Annotated in this window: 20 protein-coding genes and 1 pseudogene; 11 read left to right on the top strand and 10 right to left on the bottom strand. The window is 67.5% G+C overall.

Going from position 1 to position 22,593, the window contains the following annotated elements:
• Positions 1-25: 25 nt before the first annotated feature.
• A complete protein-coding gene (locus tag CLV29_RS08940) occupies positions 26-1,195 on the bottom strand; it encodes an acyl-CoA dehydrogenase family protein (protein WP_133754558.1) in 1,170 nt (389 codons plus the stop codon).
• 74 nt (positions 1,196-1,269) lie between these two features.
• On the opposite strand from CLV29_RS08940, the gene CLV29_RS08945 reads away from it, so the two are divergent.
• The 4 genes from CLV29_RS08945 (at position 1,270) to CLV29_RS08960 (ending at position 4,941) form a co-directional block, all read left to right on the top strand.
• Positions 1,270-1,710 (top strand): MerR family transcriptional regulator, encoded by a 441-nt coding sequence (locus CLV29_RS08945; RefSeq protein WP_133754559.1) that lies wholly within the window; start codon positions 1,270-1,272, stop codon positions 1,708-1,710.
• Positions 1,711-1,781: 71 nt separating this feature from the next.
• Positions 1,782-3,572, top strand: a complete 1,791-nt coding sequence (locus CLV29_RS08950) for an acetyl/propionyl/methylcrotonyl-CoA carboxylase subunit alpha (RefSeq protein WP_243831805.1) — start codon at positions 1,782-1,784, stop codon at positions 3,570-3,572.
• A gap of 91 nt (positions 3,573-3,663) precedes the next feature.
• Entirely contained in the window at positions 3,664-3,945 is a 282-nt protein-coding gene (locus tag CLV29_RS08955; RefSeq protein ID WP_166649190.1) for a hypothetical protein, read from the top strand.
• Between the two features lie 168 nt (positions 3,946-4,113).
• Entirely contained in the window at positions 4,114-4,941 is an 828-nt protein-coding gene (locus CLV29_RS08960; RefSeq protein ID WP_133755136.1) for a hypothetical protein, read from the top strand.
• 41 nt (positions 4,942-4,982) lie between these two features.
• Here CLV29_RS08960 and CLV29_RS08965 read toward each other — a convergent pair whose 3' ends face one another.
• The 3 genes from CLV29_RS08965 to CLV29_RS08975 all read right to left on the bottom strand — a co-directional run bounded on the left by CLV29_RS08965 (position 4,983) and on the right by CLV29_RS08975 (position 8,992).
• Positions 4,983-5,837, bottom strand: coding sequence for a Sir2 family NAD-dependent protein deacetylase (locus CLV29_RS08965; protein ID WP_133754561.1), 855 nt, complete (start codon positions 5,835-5,837; stop codon positions 4,983-4,985).
• Positions 5,821-7,215, bottom strand: coding sequence for an NAD(P)H-quinone dehydrogenase (locus tag CLV29_RS08970; protein ID WP_133754562.1), 1,395 nt, complete (start codon positions 7,213-7,215; stop codon positions 5,821-5,823). Before CLV29_RS08970 ends, CLV29_RS08965 begins: the two co-directional genes overlap by 17 nt.
• Positions 7,216-7,345: 130 nt before the next feature.
• Positions 7,346-8,992, bottom strand: a complete 1,647-nt coding sequence (locus tag CLV29_RS08975) for an alpha/beta hydrolase (RefSeq protein ID WP_133754563.1) — start codon at positions 8,990-8,992, stop codon at positions 7,346-7,348.
• Positions 8,993-9,146: 154 nt separating this feature from the next.
• Between CLV29_RS08975 and CLV29_RS08980 the strand changes: the two genes are divergently transcribed.
• The 7 genes from CLV29_RS08980 (at position 9,147) to CLV29_RS09010 (ending at position 15,765) form a co-directional block, all read left to right on the top strand.
• Complete coding sequence (locus CLV29_RS08980; protein ID WP_133754564.1) at positions 9,147-9,956, top strand: purine-nucleoside phosphorylase; 810 nt, start codon at positions 9,147-9,149, stop codon at positions 9,954-9,956.
• Positions 9,953-11,623 carry a phospho-sugar mutase gene (locus tag CLV29_RS08985; RefSeq protein WP_133754565.1) on the top strand — a complete coding sequence of 557 codons (1,671 nt, stop codon included), beginning with the start codon at positions 9,953-9,955 and terminating at the stop codon, positions 11,621-11,623. The genes CLV29_RS08980 and CLV29_RS08985 overlap by 4 nt, the downstream gene beginning before the upstream one ends.
• 61 nt (positions 11,624-11,684) lie before the next feature.
• Positions 11,685-12,269 (top strand): uridine kinase family protein, encoded by a 585-nt coding sequence (locus CLV29_RS08990; RefSeq protein WP_133754566.1) that lies wholly within the window; start codon positions 11,685-11,687, stop codon positions 12,267-12,269.
• A gap of 40 nt (positions 12,270-12,309) precedes the next feature.
• Positions 12,310-12,861 carry a hypothetical protein gene (locus CLV29_RS08995; RefSeq protein WP_133754567.1) on the top strand — a complete coding sequence of 184 codons (552 nt, stop codon included), beginning with the start codon at positions 12,310-12,312 and terminating at the stop codon, positions 12,859-12,861.
• A gap of 168 nt (positions 12,862-13,029) precedes the next feature.
• Positions 13,030-13,881, top strand: coding sequence for an ABC transporter ATP-binding protein (locus CLV29_RS09000; RefSeq protein ID WP_133754568.1), 852 nt, complete (start codon positions 13,030-13,032; stop codon positions 13,879-13,881).
• On the top strand, positions 13,878-14,663 hold the full coding sequence (locus CLV29_RS09005; RefSeq protein ID WP_243831806.1) for an ABC transporter permease: 786 nt from the start codon (positions 13,878-13,880) through the stop codon (positions 14,661-14,663). Before CLV29_RS09000 ends, CLV29_RS09005 begins: the two co-directional genes overlap by 4 nt.
• The gene (locus CLV29_RS09010; RefSeq protein ID WP_133754570.1) at positions 14,656-15,765 is read left to right on the top strand and encodes an ABC transporter substrate-binding protein; all 1,110 of its coding nucleotides are present in this window, start codon (positions 14,656-14,658) and stop codon (positions 15,763-15,765) included. The genes CLV29_RS09005 and CLV29_RS09010 overlap by 8 nt, the downstream gene beginning before the upstream one ends.
• 39 nt (positions 15,766-15,804) lie before the next feature.
• Here the strand turns inward: CLV29_RS09010 and CLV29_RS09015 are convergent, their stop codons facing one another.
• The 6 genes and pseudogenes from CLV29_RS09015 to metG all read right to left on the bottom strand — a co-directional run bounded on the left by CLV29_RS09015 (position 15,805) and on the right by metG (position 22,479).
• Positions 15,805-16,248 carry a PPOX class F420-dependent oxidoreductase gene (locus tag CLV29_RS09015; RefSeq protein ID WP_133754571.1) on the bottom strand — a complete coding sequence of 148 codons (444 nt, stop codon included), beginning with the start codon at positions 16,246-16,248 and terminating at the stop codon, positions 15,805-15,807.
• Between the two features lie 51 nt (positions 16,249-16,299).
• A complete protein-coding gene (locus CLV29_RS09020) occupies positions 16,300-17,973 on the bottom strand; it encodes an NAD(P)/FAD-dependent oxidoreductase (RefSeq protein ID WP_133754572.1) in 1,674 nt (557 codons plus the stop codon).
• 99 nt (positions 17,974-18,072) lie between these two features.
• Positions 18,073-18,854: pseudogene (locus tag CLV29_RS09025) on the bottom strand (cholesterol oxidase substrate-binding domain-containing protein).
• Between the two features lie 39 nt (positions 18,855-18,893).
• Complete coding sequence (locus tag CLV29_RS09030; protein ID WP_133754574.1) at positions 18,894-19,775, bottom strand: FAD-binding protein; 882 nt, start codon at positions 19,773-19,775, stop codon at positions 18,894-18,896.
• A gap of 3 nt (positions 19,776-19,778) precedes the next feature.
• Entirely contained in the window at positions 19,779-20,336 is a 558-nt protein-coding gene (locus CLV29_RS09035; RefSeq protein ID WP_133754575.1) for a hypothetical protein, read from the bottom strand.
• Between the two features lie 358 nt (positions 20,337-20,694).
• Complete coding sequence (gene metG / locus CLV29_RS09040) at positions 20,695-22,479, bottom strand: methionine--tRNA ligase (RefSeq protein WP_133754576.1); 1,785 nt, start codon at positions 22,477-22,479, stop codon at positions 20,695-20,697.
• Positions 22,480-22,593 lie beyond the last annotated feature (114 nt).

Below are 22,593 nucleotides of genomic sequence, written 5' to 3' on the forward strand. Positions count from 1 at the left end.
TGAATCCCTCCCTGGCCCTGGACGCTCACTCGACCGGAAGACCCAGCCCCCGGGCGATCAGCATCCGCTGCACCTCCGAGGTGCCCTCACCGATCTCCAGGATCTTCGCATCCCGGTAGAACCGGGCCACCGGGTACTCCTCCATGAAGCCGTACCCGCCGAAGATCTGGGTGGCGATCCGGGTCGCACTGACCGCCATCTCGGTGGTCTGCAGTTTCGTGATCGCGGCAATCCGCTTGAACGCGGCAGGATCGGCACCGGCGTCCTTCATCCGGGCCGCGGTGTAGACCAAGGTGTGCGCGGTGTGCGCCATCACGTCCAGGTCGGCGATCTGGAAGGCCACACCTTGTTTGGATCCGATCGGCACACCGAAGGTCTTCCGTGAGCCCGCGTAGTCGAGTGCGTGGTCACGACAGGCGCGGATGCAGCCGAGGGCGAGCGCGGCGATCGCCAGCCGGCCGTCATCCAGGGTGGCCAGAAACTGGGCGTACCCGCGACCCCGTGCGCCGAGCAGATGATCTTCGGGCACCCGAACGCCGTCGAAGGTCAGGGGATGGGTGTCGGAGGCATTCCAGCCGAGTTTGCGGTAGGCCGGCTCCACGGTGAATCCCGGGGTGCCGGAGGGGATCATGATGGTCGAGAGCTCGGCCCGCCCGTTCTCCCTCGTACCGGTACGCGCGGTCACCGTGACCACCGAGGTGATCGGCGTCCCCGAGTTGGTGATGAACTGCTTCGAGCCGTTGATCATCCACTCCCCGTCGACCAGCTCGGCCCTGGTCCGGGTCGCACCGGCATCGGACCCCGCCTCGGCCTCGGTCAGCCCGAATCCGGCCAGGGCGCGCCCGGCGATCAGGTCCGGCAGCCAGCGCGACTTCTGTTCCTCGTTGCCGAAGGTGGCGATCGGGTTGATCCCGAGTCCGACCGCCGCCTCCAGGGTGATCCCCAGTGACTGGTCGACCCGGCCCAGTTCCTCGATCGCGATGCAGAGGCTGGTGAAGTCGCCGTACCCGCCGTACTCGGCCGGGGCATGCAGCCCGAAGAGACCCAGCTCCCCCATCCGCCGAACGGCCTCGGTCGGGAAGTGGTGATCGACATCCCACTGCTCGGCATGAGGCGCCACCTCCTCCCGGGCGAAATCGGCGACCACCTGCCGGAAGTCGGAGTGCTCATCGGTCAGCAGGACATCGGGCGCCATCGCCTCTCCATTCACCGTGGGAGTGGGTCGCACAGGTTTTCCCTGTGCACTGACGCTTACGTTAACGTAAGCGCATGGCGCGGCGCACCTGGTCGATCTCCGAACTCGCACGGGAGTTCGACGTCACCTTGCGCACCATCCGGTTCTACGAGGACAGACAGATGGTCTCCCCTGCACGCGACGGACAGCGCCGGATCTACTCCGAGCGGGACCGGGTACGGCTGCAACTGATCCTGCGCGGGCGCCGGCTCGGATTCAGCCTGGACGAGATCTCCCGGATCATCGACATGTACGACTCCCCGCCCGGTGAGGACGGCCAGTTGCGCTACCTGCTGGCCGAGATCGACCATCGCCGCGAAGACCTGCTGCGCCGCCGCGCGGACATCGAGCAGACCCTGGCCGAACTGGACGATCTCGAACGACGATGCCGCAGCGATCTCGACCGGCTGCTCGACCCGGCGGGGCCCCGACGAGCAGCACCTGGGCGGACAACCCATGCCCATCCAGACCAGTGATCATCCAGACCAGCAGTGACTTCCAGACCACCAGTGATCACCCAGACCATGGGTGACAACCCATCCTGACCATGAGCAATCCGGAGAACGAGGGAGTTCAGATGGCCATCAGCAAGGTGCTCGTCGCCAACCGCGGGGAGATCGCGGTCCGCGTGATCCGGGCCGCACGCGACGCCGGCATCGGCAGCGTCGCGGTCTATGCCGAACCCGACGCCGAGGCACTGTTCGTCCGGCTCGCCGACGAGGCCTGGTCCCTCGGCGGCGAGACCGCGGCCGACAGCTACCTGTCGATCGAGAAGATCCTCTCCGCCGCCTCCGCCAGCGGCACCGACGCCATCCATCCCGGGTATGGCTTCCTCGCCGAGAACGCCACCTTCGCCCGGGCGGTGATCGAGGCCGGACTGACCTGGATCGGGCCTCCCCCCGAGGCCATCGAGGTACTCGGCGACAAGGTACGGGCACGCCGGCTCGCGCAGCAGGTCGGCGCTCCCCTGGTGCCCGGAACCGCCGACCCGGTCGCCGATGCCGATGCCGTGCTCGCCTTCGCCACCGAGCACGGCCTGCCGATCGCGATCAAGGCTGCCCACGGTGGTGGCGGCCGGGGGATGAAGGTGGCCCGGGAACTGGACGAGATCGCCGAGCTCTTCGACTCCGCGACCCGGGAGGCGACCGCCGCCTTCGGTCGGGGTGAATGCTTCGTCGAACGCTATCTCGACCGCCCGCGGCATGTGGAGACCCAGTGCCTGGCCGATGTCCACGGCAACGTGGTGGTCGTCTCCACTCGCGACTGCTCCCTGCAGCGGCGCTTCCAGAAGCTGGTGGAGGAGGCCCCGGCCCCGTACCTCAGCGATGAGCAGGAGCAGATCCTGCGTACCGCCTCCAGCGACATCCTCCGGGCGGCCGGGTACGTCGGTGCCGGGACCTGCGAGTTCCTGATCGGAGTCGACGGCGCGATCAGCTTCCTGGAGGTGAACACCCGACTCCAAGTCGAGCATCCGGTGACCGAGGAGGTGACCGGGATCGACCTGGTCCGGGAGATGTTCCGGATCGCCGACGGCGAGGAACTCGGCTACACCGATCCCCCACCGCGGGGTCACTCGATCGAGTTCCGGATCAACGCCGAGGAGCCGGCCGCTGACTTCCTTCCCGCGGCGGGCACCCTGACCGCCTGGCAGGCACCGACCGGTCCGGGGGTACGGGTGGACGAGGGCTACCTGGCCGGGATGAGGGTGCCGAACAACTTCGACTCGTTGATCGCGAAGCTGATCATCACCGGTGCCGATCGGCAACAGGCGATCGAACGCGCCCGCCGGGCCCTGTCCGAACTCGTCATCGAAGGTATGCCCACCGTCGTACCGTTCCATCGTGCCGTGCTCGGTGACCCGGCCTTCACCACCGCCGAGGGTGACTTCGCGGTACACACCCGCTGGATCGAGACCGAATGGGACAACCAGCTGGTCCCCTACGCCGGTCCGGCCGGTGAGACCGCCTCTCCGGTGGAGATGACCGAGCTGGTGGTCGAGGTCAACGGCAAGCGGCTGCCGGTACGTATGCCGGTCGGCCACACCGCTGCGCCCGGTGGGACGCCGGGCCCCCGCCGCCGCAGCCCCCGGGCCACCGCCTCGGCCGGTCCGGCTGCGGCCAGCGCACTGGTCAGCCCGATGCAGGGGACGATCGTCAAGGTGCTGGCCGCCGACGGTGACGAGGTCGCCGCCGGTGACCCGATCGTGATCTTGGAGGCGATGAAGATGGAGCAGTCCCTGAAGGCGCACCGAGCGGGCGTCGTGACGGGCCTGCAGGCCGAGGTCGGGCAGTCCGTCTCCGGGGGCAGCGTCATCTGTGACGTGGTGGACGCCGGTTGAATTACCGAAACACTACCCAGCCCAGTGACTCGCGGGTAACAATGGTCGAGGGGTGTGCCACCAGTCGCGGAATCCACCGTCTTCGGGGGCCATGAATGAGGAGAGGGGCGGTTTCATGTTGGACGCCGACGCGCACAAGCAGGTGAGCAACGAAGACATCGACGCCAGCCTGACCGTGGAGGAGCTCGAGACCGCTTCGGGCAGGGTCAAGTTCGCCGGGCACTACACCATTCCACTGGGAACCGAGGACGACACCCAGATGACCCTCACCTTCAAACCGGCCCGCGGTGAGGATGCGCCGGTGTCGCTGGACGAGTTCGCCACCATCGTCGGCCAGGCGATGGAGCACCTGATCGAGCACCGCACCCACTGATCCGGGTCTGCGATGACGGTCGGTGGCCGCTGCTCGCCGGGTCGGCGCGGGCCGACCGCAACGGCGGTACAGTGACCACTTCACCCGATGTCGATAGCACTTCTATCGACATGAAGAAACGCTGAAAATGTCGGCGTCAGGTTTCGTCGCACCCACTTGTCGAACATGATGGTCGTTGTGGAACTTATTCTCCCCCTGATCCTGATCGGAGTGGTCGCGGCGGTGATCGCCATCATGATGCGACGCCGAGCCCTGGAGCAGGACCGCACCCGACGCGCGGAGCTGGAGTCCCAACTGTCGGCCTCGATGAAGGTGGCCGAGGAGGACGTGACCCGCTTCGGTGAGGAACTGCAGAACCTCGACGCCGATGTCGCCGGACACCCGTTGAACGAGGCGATGCAGCAGGACTACCACCGGGCACTGGATGCCTACGACAACGCCAAGACCTCCTTGGCTGCGGTGAAGGACCCCGACGAGATCGGCAACGTGACCGAGATCCTGGAGGACGGCCGTTACGCCGTCGCCTGTGTGAAGGCACGGATCGCCGGTGACCCCTTGCCGCAGAAGCGTCCGCCGTGCTTCTTCAACCCGGCCCACGGCCCCTCGGTGAAGAACGTCCTGTGGGCGCCACCCGGCGGCGCCGAACGAGACATACCGGCCTGTGCCGCCGATGCCGAGCGCGTCGAGGCCGGTGCCGACCCCTACGTCCGTACCGTTCCGGTGGGTTCCAAGCGCGTTCCCTACTGGGAGGGCGGCCAGGCCTATGCCCCGTGGGCGCAGGGTTACTACAACTCCTGGCGCGGTTCCGACATGCTCACCGGCATGATGCTCGGCGGTCTGCTCTTCGGCGGCGGAGGCAACATCTTCGGTGGTATCGGTGAAGGCATCGGGGCCATCGGTGAAGGCATCGGCCAGGGCTTCGAGGGCATCGGCGAGGGCTTCGGCGACATCGGTCAGGGCATCGGCGACATGTTCGGTGACATCTTCGGCGACTGACCGACAGCGTCGGATCGCACTCGACCGGTCGGTGCGGAGTCTCAGCGAACTGCTGTCTCGAGGAGTTCCTGCAACCCCAGTATCGTCTCGGTCGTACCGGCCTCCAGGCGTACCGTCGCCAACTCGTCGCCACGGGTCGCTCCCCGATTGACGATCGCCACGGGCAGGTCACGTTTGGCCTGATACCGGACGAGCCGTAGGCCCGACATCACCGTCAACGACGATCCGAGCACCACCAGTACCTGCGCGGCCTCGACCATCGCATAGGCCCGGGCGACCCGCTCCTTGGGTACCGATTCACCGAAGAACACCACATCCGGTTTCAGGATCCCGGCGCACCGGGGACAGTCCGGTACGACGAAGCCGCTCTCGTCATCGATGTCCAGGTCACCGTCGGGACGCAGTTCGGCCTCACCGGCCGGTACCGACAGCTCGGGCAGGCCGGGGTTGAGCGCCTCGAGCTGTCGCTGGAAGGCGGCCCGGTCGATCGACGCACGGCAGTCCAGGCAGATCACCTCGGCCAGCCGCCCATGCAGTTCCAGGACCGGATCGCTGCCGGCCTCGGTGTGCAGCCCGTCGACGTTCTGGGTGATCACCCCCTGCAACCCGCTCGCCTGCCCGAGTGCGGCCAGCGCCCGGTGCCCCGGGTTCGCAGCGACCTGTCGCATCCGCGGCCAGCCGTAGTAGGAACGCACCCAGTAACGGCGGCGGTTCGCCGGGTCGCCGACGAAGTCGGCGTAGAGCATCGGGTTCGCCGGAGGTGAAGCGGGGCCGCGGTAGTCGGGTATGCCGGAGTCGGTGGAGAAGCCGGCGCCGGTCAGCGCCAGCCAGCTCCGGCCGGCGATCAGCTCGGCCAGTCGCTGCACACCGTCGGACACCTCAACCCACCTGGTCACGACGGTGCATCTTCCGGGCGGCTTCGGCGATCGAACCGCTCAACGAGGGGTAGACGGTGAAGGTGGAGGAGAACTCGTCCACGGTCATCCGGGTCGAACAGGCCAGGGCGACCGGGAAGATCAACTCACTGGCCTTCGGTGCGACCACCACCCCACCGACGATGATCCCGGTCAGTGGCAGTACGAACAGTTTGATGAAGCCGTCGGTGATCGCCTGCATCTTCGCCCGTGGATTGCCGGCCAGGGCAAGGGTGACCGATTTCGCGGGCAGTTCCCCGGCGTCGAGCTGACGCTGGGTGAAGCCGACCGTCGCGATCTCGGGGGAGGTGAAGACATTGGAGGAGACCTTCTTCAGGTCCAGCGGTTCGACCGCATCGCCGAGCGCATGCCACATCCCCTTGCGCCCCTGCATGGCAGCCACCGAGGCGAGCATGAAGACACCGGTGCAGTCGCCGGCGGCATACACCCCGGGCGCGGTGGTACGCGAAACCCGGTCCACCTTGATGAATCCGCCCTCGTCGAGTTCCACCCCGGCCTCGACCAGTCCCATGTCATCGGTGTTCGGGATCGACCCGACCGCCATCAGGCAGTGGCTGCCCCGTACCTGCCGGCCGTCGGTGAGGGTGACGACCACTTCGTCGCCTTCGCGCTCGACCGATTCGGCCCGGGATTTCGCCATCACCTGCATGCCACGCTTCTCGAACACGTCCTGCAGCACCCGGGCGGCGTCGTTGTCCTCCCCCGGCAGCACCGTCTCCCGCGAGGAGACCAGTACGACCTCCGAACCGAGCGCGTCGTAGGCGCTGGCGAACTCGGCGCCGGTGACCCCGGAACCGACCACGATCAGCCGTTCGGGCAGCTCGTCGAGGTGGTACAGCTGGGTCCAGGTGAGGATCCGCTCCCCGTCGGGACGGGCCGAGGACAGCACCCGCGGATGCGTACCGGTGGAGATCAGCACCACATCGGCGTCGAGCCGGAACTCGTCGTCCTCGGTGGAGACCACCACCGCATCCGGTCCGTCGAGCCGGCCTCGTCCGGCGATCACGGTCACCCCGGCGGCCGAGAGCTGCTTGGCGATGTCGCGCGACTGGGCCTTGGCCAGCGCGCGTACCCGCTGGTTCACCGCAGCCAGGTCGACCTCGACATCGTCGAAGGGTGATTCCTCGCGTCCGCGCAGGCCGAGGGTCTCGGCGGTCCGGATCGTGTCCATCACATCGGCGGTGGCGATCAGGGTCTTCGACGGCACGGCATCGGTCAGCACCGAGGCGCCTCCCAGGGCAACCTCCTCGACCAAGGTCACCTCACCGCCGAGTTGGCTGGCCACCAGCGCAGCCTCGTATCCGCCCGGGCCTCCACCGACAATCACCACGCGAGTCACGGGCCGAGTCTAAGGGTCGGTCGCCTCCGCCGCGTGGTCGGCGTACCTCACCGCTGGAGTGGCTCCAGTTGCCGTTCAGGCCCGATCGGCGCCCGATCGGGGCATCTGGAGCCACCCCAACGGTGTCGGTTCAGCGGTTCGCCTGCGCCTGGCGGAGTCCCTCGCGCAGGTCGGCCGGCATCGCGTCCTCCGCCTCGACCGCCGGGCCGGTGCGTTGGGCCACCGCCTTGGCCGTGACCTCGGCGTCGGCGGTCGCCGGCACCGGCGCCGGAACCGGGTCGCACTGCTTGTCGCTGCGGTTGCCCGACTTGCGATCCGGCAGCTCACCGGTGTCGAGGTAGGCGGCGATCGTGTCGTCGGTGCAGGCGATGCCGGACAACGAACCCGAGTGGGTGGTGCCTCCGACACCCTCGATCAGGACCGAGTCCGGGAACTTCTTCCGGGTCGCCAGGGCACCGGAGAACACCGTCGCCGCGTCGTAGGTCTCGGCCACCATCAGGATCGGACTGTCCACCTTCGCACCGCTCACCTTGAACGGCTGCTTGTTCGCAGCGGCCGGCCAGTTCAGGCAGGGCGCGTTGTACCAGGTGTTGTTCCAGGCCATGAAGGGATGCTCGTCATGCATCGCCCAGGCATCGGCCTTGGTCGTGTTCCAGTTCGGCCACGGCGCATCGGTGCACTGCACGGCGTTGTAGGCCGCGAAGCTGTTGTCGTCCCCGGGCCCGCCGTACTGGTCCAGCAACAAGGAGCCGTCGCCGTCGTGGACCAGGGCCGCATAGGCCTCGGCGATGTCGGTCCAGCCGTAGACGTAGTAGCCGGCGCTGAGCATCACGTCGTTCAGCTCATCGGGACCGAGTTTGCCGTCGGCGGCCGCGCGCTTGTCGAGTTTGTCCAGCTGCTGGTAGTAGCCCCGTTTGATCTTGCGCCAATCGCTGCCCAGGCCGTACACGTCGTCGTAGTCGGCCAGCCACTGGAAGTAGTAGTCCAGGTTCTCGTCGAACTGCCGTTCCTGGTCCAGATTGGCCTCGTAGAAGGCGTTGTCGGCATTCAGCACCCCGTCCCAGACGAAGCGACCGACCTGCTCGGGGAACAAGGTGGCATAGACCTGACCGAGATAGGTGCCGTAGGAGAAGCCGTAGTAGTTGAGCTTCTCCTGCTCCTCGGCCTTGCGCAGGCTGTCCAGGTCCTTGGCCACGTCGGTGGTCCGCAGGTACGGCAGCAGCGCCCGGGCGTCGGCGCTCTTGCAGTCCTTCGCGTACTGCTTGGTGGTCTGCCGCCACCACTTCATGTCCTTGGCCTTCTCCGGTACGTAGTTCGGCCGGTCATAGCCCGCGCCGGCATAGTCCGGGTCGCAACTGAGCGCGGGCTCACTGCTGCCCACACCGCGGGGGTCGAAGCCGTACCAGTCGTACTTCGCGCCGACACCGTCGGGGATCGAACCGCCGAGGACGGAGTAGATCAGGCCGGATCCACCGGGTCCGCCGGGGTTGACCGCGATCATTCCCCGGTAGTCGTCATCGGTGTGCAGTTTGCGACTGACCGCGATCTTGATCTTGCGTGCGTTCGGCCGGTCGTAGTCCAGCGGGACCTCCAACATGCCGCATTCGGCGCCGGCATTGACCAGCCGGGCGCTGTCACACTCACCCCACTCGATGGCCGGCGGGATGTAGCTACTGGTCTTCTCCAACGGCGCCGCGACGGCGCCGGTCAAGCTGAGCGGGGCGATCAGGGCGGATGTGGCCACCACCGATGCCGCGAGCAACAATGCCTTCTTCACTCATTTCTCCCTTGTCCTTCCCCCCGGCTTTCCTGGAAGGTCCAGGTGATCACCGACTCAACACCCGGTTGTCGCTCGCCGTCCAGTGGTTCGGCGAAACTCGCCTCCGGGGCTTGTCGCTGCCCCGGTCGGCCGAACGTGGCATAGTGCCCGCGTGAGCACGAACCTCGACGATCCTGCAGCCCTGGCCGAGGCGGCCGCCCGGACGATCCGCCGCGAGGCCGGCATCGGCACCCTCGACCTGGCGATGGTCCTCGGCTCCGGCTGGTCGGCCGCCGCCGACGATCTCGGCACGGTGGTGCACACCTTCGAGCTGGCCGATCTGCCCGGTTTCTCCGCACCGGTGGTCGCCGGTCACGGTGGGCAGTTGCGGATCGTCGAGACCCCGAACCGGCGAATCGCCGGGGTGTTCACCGGGCGTACCCACTTCTACGAGGGTCGCGGCGCGGTACCGGTCGTGCATGGGGTACGCACCGCCGCCGCTGTCGGCGCGACGGCGATCGTGCTGACCAACGGCTGCGGCAGCCTGAACCCGGACTGGGGTCCGGGGACACCGGTGCTGATCGCCGACCACATCAATCTGACCGGCGCCTCACCGCTGGCCGGGGCCACCTTCATCGACCTCACCGATGCCTACTCCCGGCGGTTGCGAGAGCTGGCCCGCGAGGTCGACCCGGCCCTGCCCGAGGGGGTCTATGTGCAGTTCCGCGGCCCGCAGTACGAGACTCCGGCCGAGGTACGGATGGCGAAGGTCCTCGGTGGTGACCTGGTCGGTATGTCGACTGCACTGGAGACGATCGCCGCCCGGGAGGCCGGGATGGAGGTGCTCGGGATCTCGCTGGCCACCAACCTCGCCGCCGGCATCTCGCCCACCCCGCTGGACCATGCCGAGGTGATCGAGGCCGGGCAGGCAGCTGCACCGAAACTCCGTTCGTTGTTGCGTGGTCTGGCGGAACGGCTGTGAGCACCGGCGACCCGCTGCTCGATCGTGCCCGGGCCTGGCAGGCCGCCGACCCGGATCCGGTCACCGCTTCCGAGCTCGGCGCTCTGGTCGCGGCGGCCGAAGCCGAGGATCGCACTGCCCTGGCCGAACTGGCCGATGCCTTCGACGGTGACCTGGAGTTCGGCACCGCCGGTCTGCGCGGTCGGCTGGGCCCGGGTCCCAACCGGATGAACCGGGTGGTGGTCGGCCGGGCGGCGGCAGGACTCGGCGCCTATCTCGATCGACAAGGTCTCGGCGGCGGGCGGGTGATCATCGGTTTCGACGCCCGGCACAACTCCGAGGTGTTCGCCGCAGACAGTGCCGAGCTGCTGGCTGGAGCCGGTTTCGAGGTGTTGCTGGCCCCGGGCCCGGTGCCCACTCCGGTGGTCGCCTGGGGCATCGGCGCCGCCGACTGTGTGGCCGGGATCGTGGTCACCGCCTCGCACAACCCGCCGGTCGACAACGGTTACAAGGTCTACCTGGGCGATGGTTCGCAGATCGTCCCGCCGGCCGATGCCGAGATCGCAGCCCAGATCGCGGCGGTCGGTGATCTTGCCGACCTGCCCCGCTCCGAGGACTGGGCCCATTGGGGTCCGGAGATCCTCACCGGTTACATCGACCGGGCAGCCGAGCTCGGCGCCCGGGCGGCCGGTTCTTCCCTGCGCTGGGTCCACACCGCGATGCACGGAGTGGGCTCGGCCGTGGTCCGCCAGGTGGTGGCGCGGGCCGGGATCCCGGCACCGATCGAGGTCGCCGCACAGGCCGAACCGGATCCCGACTTCCCCACCGTCAGCTTCCCCAATCCCGAGGAGCCCGGTGCCATCGACCTGGCGATCGCCACGGCGGTACGGGCGGCCGAGGCCGACGGAGAGCCGGTCGATCTGGTGGTCGCCAACGATCCCGATGCCGACCGTTGTGCGGTGGCGATTCCCACTGCCGACGGGTGGCGGATGCTCACCGGCAATGAACTCGGATGGCTGCTCGCCGAGGATTTCCTGGCCCGTGGGGTGCAGGGCGCCTATGCCTGTTCGATCGTCTCCAGCATTCTGCTGTCGCAGATGGCCGCTGATCATGGTCAGCGCTTCGTACCGACGCTGACGGGGTTCAAATGGATCGGCCGGGTGCCCGGTCTGGCCTTCGGGTACGAGGAGGCGATCGGTTACTGCTGCGATCCGCAGCACGTACCCGACAAGGACGGCATCACCGCCTTGTCGACGATCCTGGCCATCGCCGCCGAGGCGAAGGCGGCGGGTACCTCGTTCGGCAGCCGGCTGGACCGGTTGGCGACGCGGTACGGCCGGCATCTGACCGACCAGCTCTCGGTCCGGGTGGAGGATCTCTCGATCATCGCCGAGGCGATGTCACGGCTGCGGGCGCAGCCACCGTCGATCTTGTGCGATCGCCCGGTGGAGGTCACCGACCTGTTGTCCGGCAGTGATCGACTACCCCCGACCGACGGTGTACTGCTGGAGGGCGATGGGGTACGCGCGGTCGTCCGCCCCTCGGGTACCGAGCCGAAGCTGAAGGCCTACCTGGAGGTCTGGAGCGCGCCGCCGGCCGAGGGTGCGTCGGGATCAGCCGTCGACCCGGAGCTGTCGGTCCGACTGACCCGGTTGCGGGCGGACATGACGACCGCACTCGGGCTGTGAACACAGCTGTGTGCGGCCCCGGTCGCCTCACCACCGGGGCCCCGCCGGACGAGGTTTCGGGATGATCGTCCTGGTGGCCGGCCCCTCGGGCAGCGGAAAATCGCGGCTGGCGAGGCTGTCCGGAGCAACCCATCTCGCGCTGGACGACTTCTACTTCGATCTGGATCATCCGGGGCTGCCGATGATCACCATCGGTGAGGAGCCGATCGTCGACTGGGACGACTCGCGGAGTTGGAACTGCGAGGCGGCCATCGTCGCCCTGCAGGAATTGGTGGCAACCGGGTCGGCCACGGTGCCGGTCTACTCGATCAGCAGCAGCCGCCGCACCGGCAGCAAGCGGATCGAGTCGAACGATTCGGGTGTGATCGTCGCCGAGGGGGTCTTCGCCCCCGAGGCATTGGCCCCGATGCGTACCGCCGGTCTGCAGATCACCCCGATCTGGCTGGACCGGCCGCGGACGCTGAACGCGATTCGCCGGCTCGTCCGTGATCTGGCCGAGCGACGCAAACCTCCGCATGTGCTGATCCGCCGCGGGCTCTCCCTGTGGCACGCGGAGAGCAGGCGGAAACGGTGCGCGCTCGAAGCCGGGTTCCGCCCGCTGACGATGAACCGGGCCCGCCGACTGCTCGAGGCTGGCCGCCACTGACCGCAGTGCGACTGCCCTGTTCCTCGCGTACCCTCTTCCGGTGCCGACTCGTTCCCTGCGCGCAGTGATCCTCTGCCTCGCCTGGTGGTCGCCGGCGGCGGGGCCGCTGCTCGCCTCCCGGATCGTCCCGCGGGAGGAGAATCAGGGCGTCAACCTGTTCGGCCTCACCCAGGCTCAGTTCTCGGCGATCATGATCGGCTTCCTCTGCGGCTGTGCAGTCATGATCCTGCTGCCCTTGGTGTGTCGGCAGGGAGCTCGCTGGTTGCTGATCGCGTTTCCTACCGGATTGCTGGTGATCGCTGCACTGATCGGCGCCAGCGCCGTCGGCCTGCTCCCCGATCAGCGTGCGGACGAGACCGTGCGCTCGGTCGGACAGGTCATCATCCTGCTCGCTGTGTTGGTGGTTCCGCCCGTCGTCGCCGCCTTGCTCACCCAGCGACCGCAGCCGAGTCCGCCCCCTCGTCCCCACCGCACCGGTTCCAAACGCACCGGTTCCAGACGCACCGGTTCCAAGCAGACCGGGACGAAGCGGGCGGGCAGCGGACGCACCGGGTCCAGGCGACCGGCTCAGCACCGCCGTACCAGGGCCTGATCAACTCCCGCAACCGGATCGGCGGCGCGTTCACAGGTCACCATTGCGCCACGGTCGACACCACGACCCACCGTTCACCGCCGGGCTGGGTACGGTGGCCCTTGCCAGAATCCGTCACACCCGCCGGGCGAGCTCGATTCGCCGGGTCACCTCGTCCAGGAGCCGCCTGTGTCTGCCGCGCACGACCGGCCGACCGCTGTCCGGGTCACCCATGTGTCCAAGACCTACTCCGACGGTGAACGGCCGGTCACGGCGCTGGCCGACGTCGGCCTGGACATCGGACGCGGAGAGTTCGTCAGCATCATCGGCCCCAGTGGCTGCGGGAAGTCGACCCTGCTGCGCATGGCGGCGGGATTGGAACGACCCGACCGAGGTGCCGTCGAGGTTTTCGGTCTCGGTCCTGCCGAGGCCGGGGAGGCCAAGCTGCTCGGCCTCGTACCGCAGCGCCCCGCCCTGCTGCCCTGGCTGGACGTCGGGTCCAACATCGCGCTGCCACTGCGACTGAATCCGGCGGCGGCCCGCCGTCGAGCGGAGTTGTCCACGGTGCCGAAGTCCGGTGACCTCGACGTCACCGAGCTGCTGCGCGCAGCCGGTCTGGCCGGCACCGAGAAGCTCCTCCCCCACGAACTGTCCGGCGGGATGCAGCAGCGGGTCGCAGTGGTCCGGGCCTTCGCACTGCAACCGGCGGTGCTGCTGATGGACGAACCGTTCTCGGCCCTGGACGAGTTCACCCGCGAAAGCCTGCAGGGCCAGCTGCTGAGCATCTGGGCCGAGTTCTCCACCACGGTGATCTTCGTCACCCACTCGGTGACCGAAGCGGTACGGCTGTCGGATTCGGTGGTGGTGATGGCCCCGGGCAGGATCATCGACCGGATCGACATCGATCTGGACCACCCTCGCAACGGTGAACAGCTGCAGTCCGCCCGGTTCCACCACTACGAGGATCTGCTGCGTTCGCGACTGCAATCGGCATGGCGCGAGAGCGCCCGGGGCACCGAGGCGCCGGAGGCACCACGATGAGCCACCGGCTGCGCCGGATCTGGCATCCGGCGATGTGGGGTCCGCTGGCTCTGTTGCTGATCGTTCTCGGCCTGGCCTGGCAATGGGGATCGCGGACCATGCCGTACCTGCTGCCACCGTTGCAGCGGGTCGCGGAGACTCTGGTCGAGGACTGGGACTTCTATCTCACCAATGCCGCGATCACCTTGTACGAGGCGTTGCTCGGGTTGGCGATCGGTACGGTCGTGGCGATGGTCGCGGCGATCGCGATCAGTGAGTCCCGGATCCTCCGGCGCGCGATCCTGCCGCTGGCGGTGATCCTGAACGTGACCCCGCTGGTCGCGATCGCACCCGCACTGGTGGTCGCCTTCGGATTCGGTCCCGCCCCGAAGCTGATCGTCACCGCCTTGATCGTCTTCTTCCCGGTGTTGATCAACGTCGCCGCCGGTCTGCGTTCGGTGCCCGTGGAGGTGATGCAGTTCTACACCGTGATCCGTGCCTCTCGCACCGAGGTCCTCGTTCACCTCCGCCTGCCGACCGCGCTGCCGAACCTGCTGACGGCACTGAAGATCGTCTTCCCACTGTCGATCATCGGCGCCGTGGTCGCGGAGATGTCTGCCCCCGGTGCCGCCGACGGGCTCGGCACCGTGATCAGCGTGGCCAGTTCGTCGAATCGTCTCGCGGTTGTCTGGGCGGCCATCGGAGTGTTGGCGGTGATGGGATCATTGCTGCTGTTGTTCGTCACGGTGATCGAGCGGTGGGTGCTGCGGTGGCACCGGGCCACGGTGGCGGGAGATGTCTGATCGAACGGAGTACCAGAACGTGCGCAGGTCCCTTCCGAAGGCACTCGTGGGGGCTCTGGCCGCTGCCTTGATCCTGACCGGGTGCACCGGTGGGACGCAGGAGACCGACACCGGGCGCGGCAGCGCCATCTCCGCCAAACGGTGTGCGCAGAACGAGGCGGCCGGGGAGATCACCTACCTGACGGGGTACCAGTACCAGTCCTCGGCGTCGATCCTGGAAGTGATCTCGGCCGAGGCGCTGGGTTATTACGACGCCCTGTGCCTGGACGTGACCATCGAGCCGGGCAACGGTGACACCGGTACGAACGCGCAGGTGCTGGCGGCGAACACGGTCCAGTTCAGCGCCGTCAGCCAGCAGGACCTGTTGCTGTTCCACGACAACGGTGTGCAGATCCGCGGCATCTCCTCCTACTCCGATGCCGGCCTGGAGATCTTGATGACGATGCCGCAGATCACCGAGTTGCCGCAGCTGGACGGTACGACCTTGGGGCACAAGGGTTCGATGCCGACCACCGTGTTGGCGATGTTGGACAGTGCCGGGGTCGATGTGGACTCCCTGACCCAGGTCACGGTCGGATTCGACCCGAGTGTGCTGCCGCGCGGACAGGTGCAGTCGCTGACCGGGTTCTTGTCCAACGAGCCGAACCAGCTGGCTGCCGCGGGTACCCCGCCGACGGTCTGGCGTCCCTACGACTACGGTGTTCCCTCCTCCCTGGGCGCCCTGGCGGTGAATCCCGCTTTCGCCGATGCCAACCCGAGCGCCACCGAGGATTTCCTGCGGGCCACCTTCCGGGCCTTCGACCACTGCGCGGTGAATGCCGAGGAATGTGTCGGCTATGCCGCCGACGTGGCCGAGGCCGGTTACGACACCGAGCACAACCTGTCGGTCTGGCAGTCCGAGGTGGAGGTCATCCGGGAGACCGCCGAGGGTCCGCTCGGGGAGATCGATCCGAGCAACATCGCCGCCATCAACCAGATGTTGATCGACTACGGCCTGGTGAACACACCGCTCAGTGATGCCGAGGCCGAGCAACTGTTCGACCCGTCGGTGGTGCCGACGTTGTACGACGACTCCGGGGCCTTGATCTGGCCTGCTCCCTGATCGGACGCACTCACCCCAGTGCGCGCGCTCGCGGGCGGATCAGCGGAGCTTGCGGCCGTAGACCCGTGCCACCTGCATGACCATCAGTACCCGACGTTCGTCGACCATCACCTGCCGGTACTCGTCCCAGTCCGGATGCTCCCCCGACGCCTTGCGGTAGTAGTCCACCAGCGCCTCGACGGCGGGGTCGTCGGCGGACTCGGCAGGGCCGTGCAGGGTCACCGGACCCTCCGCGGTCGCCCAGCTGTAGCCGTCGGGACCGGTCACCTCGATCGCTGCCCGCGGGTCCCGGGCGAGGTTGCGGCCCTTGGCCCGATCGGCGGTGATCGAGACCTCGACGGTGTCGGTGTCGCGGTAGTAGAACTGGCTCACCGGTGACAACTGCGGCATCCCGCTGGCCTTGATGGTGGCGAGGATGCCCAAAGTGGTCTCGGCCAGGAGTTGGCGGGGGTCGAAGGAGTCGGGTGCGGCTGTTTCACTCATACGGCCATCATGCCTGCCCTGCGCGCGGCGATCACCCGTACCGGACAGTGATCAGTCGGCCAGCGATGCCAGGTACCGATGCACCAACGGCACGACGGCCGATCCCTCGCCGCTGGCGGCGGCGACGCGCTTCATCGACCCTGCCCGGACATCGCCGGCGGCGAAGACTCCGGGTACCGAGGTGGTCAGCGCCTCCGGTGGCACCCCGTCGATCCAGTACTCCTTGGCGACGTCGTTCCCGGTGTGGACGAATCCGTGTTCATCGCGCTGGATCTCGGCGGGCAGCCAGTCACAGTGCGGGTTGGCACCCAGCAGCAGGAACAGCGCCCCGGCCCCGACCTTCTCCTGGGCCCCGGTCAGGTTGTTGCGCAGCTTCAGCCACTCCAACCGTCCGTTGCCACCACCGTCGACCACCTCCGAATTGGCCCGGACGGTGATCCGCGGATTCGCCGCGATCTCCCTGATCAGGTAGTCCGACATGGTCTCGCGCAGGTCGGCTCGGCGGATCAGGATGGTCACCGACCGGGCGAAACGGGAGACGTGCATGGCCGCCTGGCCAGCAGAATTGCCGCCGCCGACGACGTAGGCGTCACAACCCACGCAGTCGCGCGCGGCGCTGGCCGCGGCGCCGTAGTTGACGCCGAGGCCGACCAGTTCCTCGATCGAGTCCACCCCCAACCGCCGGTACTTCACACCGGTGGCGATGACGATGCTCCGGGCACGTACCTCACCCCGCGGGGTGTGCAGGACATGGCCGTCGGTACGCGGGTCGCCGAGCTCGAGCCGCTTCACCGGCATCGCTGCCTGCAGCAGGGCGCCGAAACGGCCGGCCTGGAAACGTGCGCGCTGGGTCAGCCGCATCCCCGAGATCCCGTTGGGGAACCCCAGATAGTTCCTGATCATGGAACTGCTGCCGGCCTGGCCGCCGATCGCATCGGCATCGACGACCGCGGTACTCAGCCCCTCGGAGGCGCCGTAGACCGCCGCCCCGAGCCCTGCCTGCCCCGCACCGACGATCACCAGATCGAACACCTCCGACTCGAATCGACCCGGCTGCTGCATCGGGGCGGCGAGTTCGGACAGGGTCGGACGCACCATCACCGGCATCGACTGGATCTTCACCAGGGGGTACTCGGCCTGCTCCGGATCGACCCCGAGCTCGTCGAACACCTCGGCGGCGTGGGGCGAATCGGGGGCGAATCGGTGGTGCGGGATTCCCTGCCGGTCGAGGAAGTCGGCGATCCGGTTCACCTCCGGGTCGGGCCCCGGCGTGATCACCTTCACCATCGCCACGATCGGGGATCCCGAGGTCCAGCCCCAGTCCGACAACAGGTCGGTGAAGGATGCATGCAATTCCTCGTCCCGGGGTCCCCGGGGAATCACCGCGCCCAGGTCGATCCGACCGGTGGCCTTCGCCTCGCCGAGTTCCTCCCGGGCGAGCGACCAGTCATCCCAGCTGGCCATCAGCACCCGTTTGGAGGTCGGGCTCAGTGCCCGCAGGCAGTCCAGGGTGACCAGGCCGCCGGCATCGGGCAGGGAATGCTCGGCGACCACCATGGCGATCGGTGTCTGCCCGGCCAGCAACCGCTGGATCAGGCCCAGCGACTCGGCGAGCCCGTGGGCGGTCTCCACCCGGTACTCGGCCGCGTACCGGAGGAACGTCTGCTGCAGTGCCTCGGCGTTGGCCGAGCTGACCACGACGATGGCCGGAACCTGTTTCTCCACGGCATCAGCCTAGGCCGGGGCGGACCGGTGCGCTCGGCGCGAGACTCCTCGGCGACACCGATCCGGCCGGGACGTAGCGAGTACGACTGCCCGGATCGCTCAGTCGATGCCCAGCAACTCGTGCAGATCGGTGACGAACACCTTGTGCGGCTCGTGTCGGTGAAGCACCTCCACTGCTGCGTCCCAGCCGGGCAGACTGGCCTTCGTCTGCGCCAGGTGCTCCGAACTCCGCCAGGCCACGCCGTCGGCATAGCCCCACCGTTTCGACCACTCCACCCGCACCGTCGCCTCGGCCGGGTCGATGGCGGCGAACCATCGATCGAGTTCGGTGAAGAACGACGCGAGGTGAGGTGTTTCGGGCAGGGACAGCGTGTCCATCCAGACGATCGTGTCCCGTTCGGGATGATCGGGATCGGGCGCCGCCGCCGAGAACGCCGGGACGACCGCGGCATCCACGTCGACCTCGGAAGGATCATCGGTACCGGTGATCCTGATCTGCATCCCCGAGTTGATCGGATATCGACGCTGTGAGCGGTACTCGGCCAGCAGCCCGGCGTAGAACTCGGTGAAGCCGTGGACGACCTGCTGCAGTCGTGCCCGTTCCACCAGTACCCCGTGGCTGCCTGCCGTGACCCGCAGCGTGGTCGGACGTACCCAGTTCAGGAAGTTGTTCGACGCACCCACATGCTGCGGTTTCCGCCGACGGTCAGACCGGTGTCGGTGACCGCCAACATGGTGTTGCAGAAGCTCGGCGCGAGGGCGGCGTTGCCCGAGGCGATCTCGCCGATCATCTGCGGGATCGGATCCGGCAGGTTGTCGGCGAACACGTAGTTGTACGGGCTGAACCGCGGGATCGCACCGCGCGGGCGTTCGTCCTTCACCTCCCAGGTCTGGACCCACGCCCGCTTGGTGAAGGCGTATCAGATCAGCCCGACCCGCCCGTACCGGTCGACCAGTGCGGCCAGGGAGTCCGAACCCGCCTTGTCAGGATGGGCGAACAGCGTGGAGACGCCGATGTCGGTGCGGTTGCGGCAGTGGAAGTGTTCCTTCGCGCCGGCCTGAAGCGTCAGGTCGATGATCACACCGCGCCCCAACAGGGTCAGGTACGGCGCGATCTCGGCGGAGTCCCGTTCCAGCTCGGTGATGCCGAATCCGCCCTTGACCTCGTCCCAGGTGACCACGGTCACGGCCACGATCAGGTTGGACATGCTGCCGAACCTCATCCCCGGCGACCGTTCCTCACCGTCCGCGGGTACGGCGGTGCCGTGGCCGTTGATCGCCACCGCACCGGCGACCGTGATCTGTCCCGGAGCCGGACAGGCCGCAATCCCCCGGTCATGATCGTCCAGGTGGGCGAGCAGGGACTCCACCGTCGCCCCGGCCTGTACCCGCACCCGGTCGTCGGCGATCATGGCGACATCGGTGAACCGGTCCCGCAGGTCCAGCAGGACGACCTGCTCGGCCTGCTCCTGGTCGTCGGTAATCGTCCACGGTGCCCAGGAGTGCTGATGCCCCCTCACCCTGACCCGGTAGTCGTGTTCGACTGCCCAGTCGCACACCACCAGGATCTCCGAGCGTTTGGTCGGCACCGCAGTCCACACCGAGGAGACCGAAATGGTCTGGTCCCAGTTGCGGTACCGGTCCCGACGCAGTGACACGTCGGGGAAACCGGGCAGCACCTGATCGGCCCGGGCCGGCGTCTCGTAACCGATCCACCCCAGCGCAGCACCGGCCGCCGCACCCAACGGGCTGCGGCGGCGGATCGGATGCTGCCCGGATGGATCGCACTGTCCACCCGGCACGGTTCAGTCCCGCACAGACGCGCAGAAACCGAGAATGTCGCGCAAGGTGGCGGGGATGTGGAACAGCGTGTCATTCACGGCGTAGACCGGAATCTGCAGGAACGGCTTGAGGATCAATTCCAGGACACGCCATGGCTGGGCGCTGCCGTTGAGGATGGCCACGAGCAGTTCGAAGTTGCCCTCGACGAACTTCGAGAGGTCCCGGCCGTGGTCGGCAAAGTTGGGAATGAGCCATTTGAGGAATCCGACCGGTCCGGCGCAGATCGGAATGATCGCGAGTTCCTCGTCATGGCTCGGCGCCCACTCCCCGTCGCCGGTGAACGGCGAGGATGCGCTGAACCGGGACTTCGAGGCGGCACTGACCTGCTTGCTGCTGGCCGCGGTCCTGGTGGCCTTGGCCAACAGTTCGGTGGCATCGGCGCGCAGTTCTGCGTCCTCGATGGTGCTCAGCACGGACCTGACCTCGCTGGCGCTCACGCCGACGGCTGCGCCGACCGAGGTGTCGTCTGCATGGGCAGTGGTCATGCCGGACATGCCGACGGCCAGACATCCTGCGGCCACGATCGCAGCGAGGCGGCCCGCTGTGCGGGAACTGATCGAGGGCAAGGGCAGCTTGGGGGTGGTGGGGGCATGATGAATTTCCTGTCGTCAACGAACTGAAATGTCCTCGGTGACGATTGCTCACACCGCGAGCACGCGTACCGATTGCGAGGATGCTAACCACAGATCAGAGAATCCCACAAGAAATTAGGAAGAACGTCTCAGCCTTTATCCGAATTCATCGATAGTTCCTCTTTCAATTGAATTGACGAGCTGGCGAATCCGAACAGAACTCAACGCGGGCAGACATGAAAGGACCCGGAGGTGATGCCGGATGCCGGCATCGTCCTTCCGGGTCCTTCGACCGCCGAGGCGCCGATCAGCCGATCGGCGCCCACTCCGGTCCGGTCCGCCCCAACTCCGCATCCAGCTTCGCGAACAGCGGTTTCGGCTTGTCCAACACGGTTCCGGCGACGATCGGGCGCGACTCCCAGACCGCCTGCTGGGTGGCGTAGTCACCCATCAGCACCGGGTAGTCCGGTCCGTCGTCCTGACTGACGGTACGGATCTGCGGCTGGGCGGCCCAGACGCCTTCACCGCCGAGCGCCTCGAACACCTTCTGCGCGGCATGGGGCAGGAACGGGGTCAGCAGGGTGTTCGCATCGCTCACCACCTGCAGTGCGACATGCAGCACGGTGTCCCGGCGGGCCGGGTCGTCCTTGAGCTTCCACGGCTCGGTCTCGGAGAGGTAGGCATTGGCCAGCCCGACCAGTCGCATCGCCTCGGCCAGGGCGTTCTTGAACCGCCGCTTGCCCAAGAGGTCACCGACGGTGTCGAAGGCCGCCCGGGAGGCGGTGAGCAGCCTGTCGTCGGCCTCGGTCAGCTCGCCGGCGGTCGGGATCTCGCCGTTGTTCTTGTGCGCCATGGAGATCGACCGGTTGACCAGGTTCCCCCACTCGTTGGCGAGTTCGGAGTTGTTCCGGCGGACGAACTCCTCCCAGGTGAAGTCGGCATCGGCGTTCTCCGGACCGGCGGCGGCGATGTAGTACCGCAAGGCATCCGGCCCGAACTCGGCCAGGAAGTCGCGGACGTAGATCACCAGACCGCGGCTGGTGGCGAACTTCGCACCGCTCATGGTCAGGAACTCGCTGGAGACCACCTCGTCGGGAAGATCCAGCTGCCCGTAGACCCCCTCGGTACCGCCGTGGTCACCCTTGCCGTTGTGTCCCAGCAGCAGCGCCGGCCAGATCACGGAGTGGAAGACGATGTTGTCCTTACCCATGAAGTAGAACCCGAGCGCCTCGGGATCCTGCCACCACTGCTTCCAGGCGTCGGGGTCACCGCTGCGCTGCGCCCATTCGATGGAGGCCGAGAGATAGCCGATCACCGCGTCGAACCACACATAGAGCCGCTTCATCGGCTGGTCGCGCCAGCCCTCCAGCGGGACCGGAACCCCCCAGTCGAGATCGCGGGTGATCGCCCGCGGCTTCAGGTCGTCGATGAAGTTCTGGGAGAACTTCAACACATTCGGCCGCCAGTCCTTCCGGGTCTTCAACCACGCGGTGAGCGCCTCGGCGAAGGCCGGCAGGTCGAGGAAGAAGTGTTCGGTCTCCACGAACTCCGGAGTCTCACCGTTGATCCGGGAGACCGGATTGATCAGGTCGGCCGGGTCGAGCTGGTTGCCGCAGTTGTCGCACTGGTCGCCGCGCGCCCCCTCGTACCCGCAGATCGGGCAGGTGCCCTCGATGTAGCGGTCCGGCAGGGTACGGCCGGTGCTCGGGCTGACCGCACCGAGGGAGGTCTTCGCCACCACGTAGTCGTTCTCGTACAGCGCGGTGAAGATGTTCTGCACCACGGTGTAGTGGTTGTTCGTGGTGGTACGGGTGAACAGGTCGTAGGACAGGCCGAGCCCGGCCAGGTCCTCCACGATCACCCGGTTGTACTTGTCGGCCAGCTCGCGGGTGGACAGCCCCTCCTTCTCCGCCTGGACCTGGATCGGAGTTCCGTGTTCATCGGTGCCGGAGACCATCAGCACCTGGTTGCCGATCATTCGCTGGTAGCGGGCGAAGACATCAGCAGGTACGCCGAAACCGGACACATGCCCGATGTGGCGCGGACCATTGGCATAGGGCCATGCCACGGCGGTCAGCACATGAGAACTCATGGTCACCCAGCCTACCGATCCCAGCCGGGGCCGCCGAACCGTCGTCACCCCTCGGATCGGACGTCAGCCCCTCGGATCGACACCGCTTGCACCATCGGTTCCGCAGCAAACGCA

It is taken from the genome of Naumannella halotolerans, assembly GCF_004364645.1.
Taxonomy (GTDB): Bacteria; Actinomycetota; Actinomycetes; order Propionibacteriales; family Propionibacteriaceae; genus Naumannella; species Naumannella halotolerans.

What these genes read in the sequence shown, in the direction of transcription:
- CLV29_RS08960 (WP_133755136.1), top strand. Translation starts at nt 4,114, where the DNA reads ATGGTCGTTGTGGAACTTATTCTCCCCCTGATCCTGATCGGAGTGGTC.
- metG (WP_133754576.1), bottom strand. Translation starts at nt 22,479, where the DNA reads ATGAGTTCTCATGTGCTGACCGCCGTGGCATGGCCCTATGCCAATGGT.
- CLV29_RS08945 (WP_133754559.1), top strand. Translation starts at nt 1,270, where the DNA reads ATGGCGCGGCGCACCTGGTCGATCTCCGAACTCGCACGGGAGTTCGAC.
- CLV29_RS08990 (WP_133754566.1), top strand. Translation starts at nt 11,685, where the DNA reads ATGATCGTCCTGGTGGCCGGCCCCTCGGGCAGCGGAAAATCGCGGCTG.
- CLV29_RS09010 (WP_133754570.1), top strand. Translation starts at nt 14,656, where the DNA reads ATGTCTGATCGAACGGAGTACCAGAACGTGCGCAGGTCCCTTCCGAAG.
- CLV29_RS09005 (WP_243831806.1), top strand. Translation starts at nt 13,878, where the DNA reads ATGAGCCACCGGCTGCGCCGGATCTGGCATCCGGCGATGTGGGGTCCG.
- CLV29_RS08955 (WP_166649190.1), top strand. Translation starts at nt 3,664, where the DNA reads ATGAATGAGGAGAGGGGCGGTTTCATGTTGGACGCCGACGCGCACAAG.
- CLV29_RS08940 (WP_133754558.1), bottom strand. Translation starts at nt 1,195, where the DNA reads ATGGCGCCCGATGTCCTGCTGACCGATGAGCACTCCGACTTCCGGCAG.
- CLV29_RS09015 (WP_133754571.1), bottom strand. Translation starts at nt 16,248, where the DNA reads ATGAGTGAAACAGCCGCACCCGACTCCTTCGACCCCCGCCAACTCCTG.
- CLV29_RS08950 (WP_243831805.1), top strand. Translation starts at nt 1,782, where the DNA reads ATGAGCAATCCGGAGAACGAGGGAGTTCAGATGGCCATCAGCAAGGTG.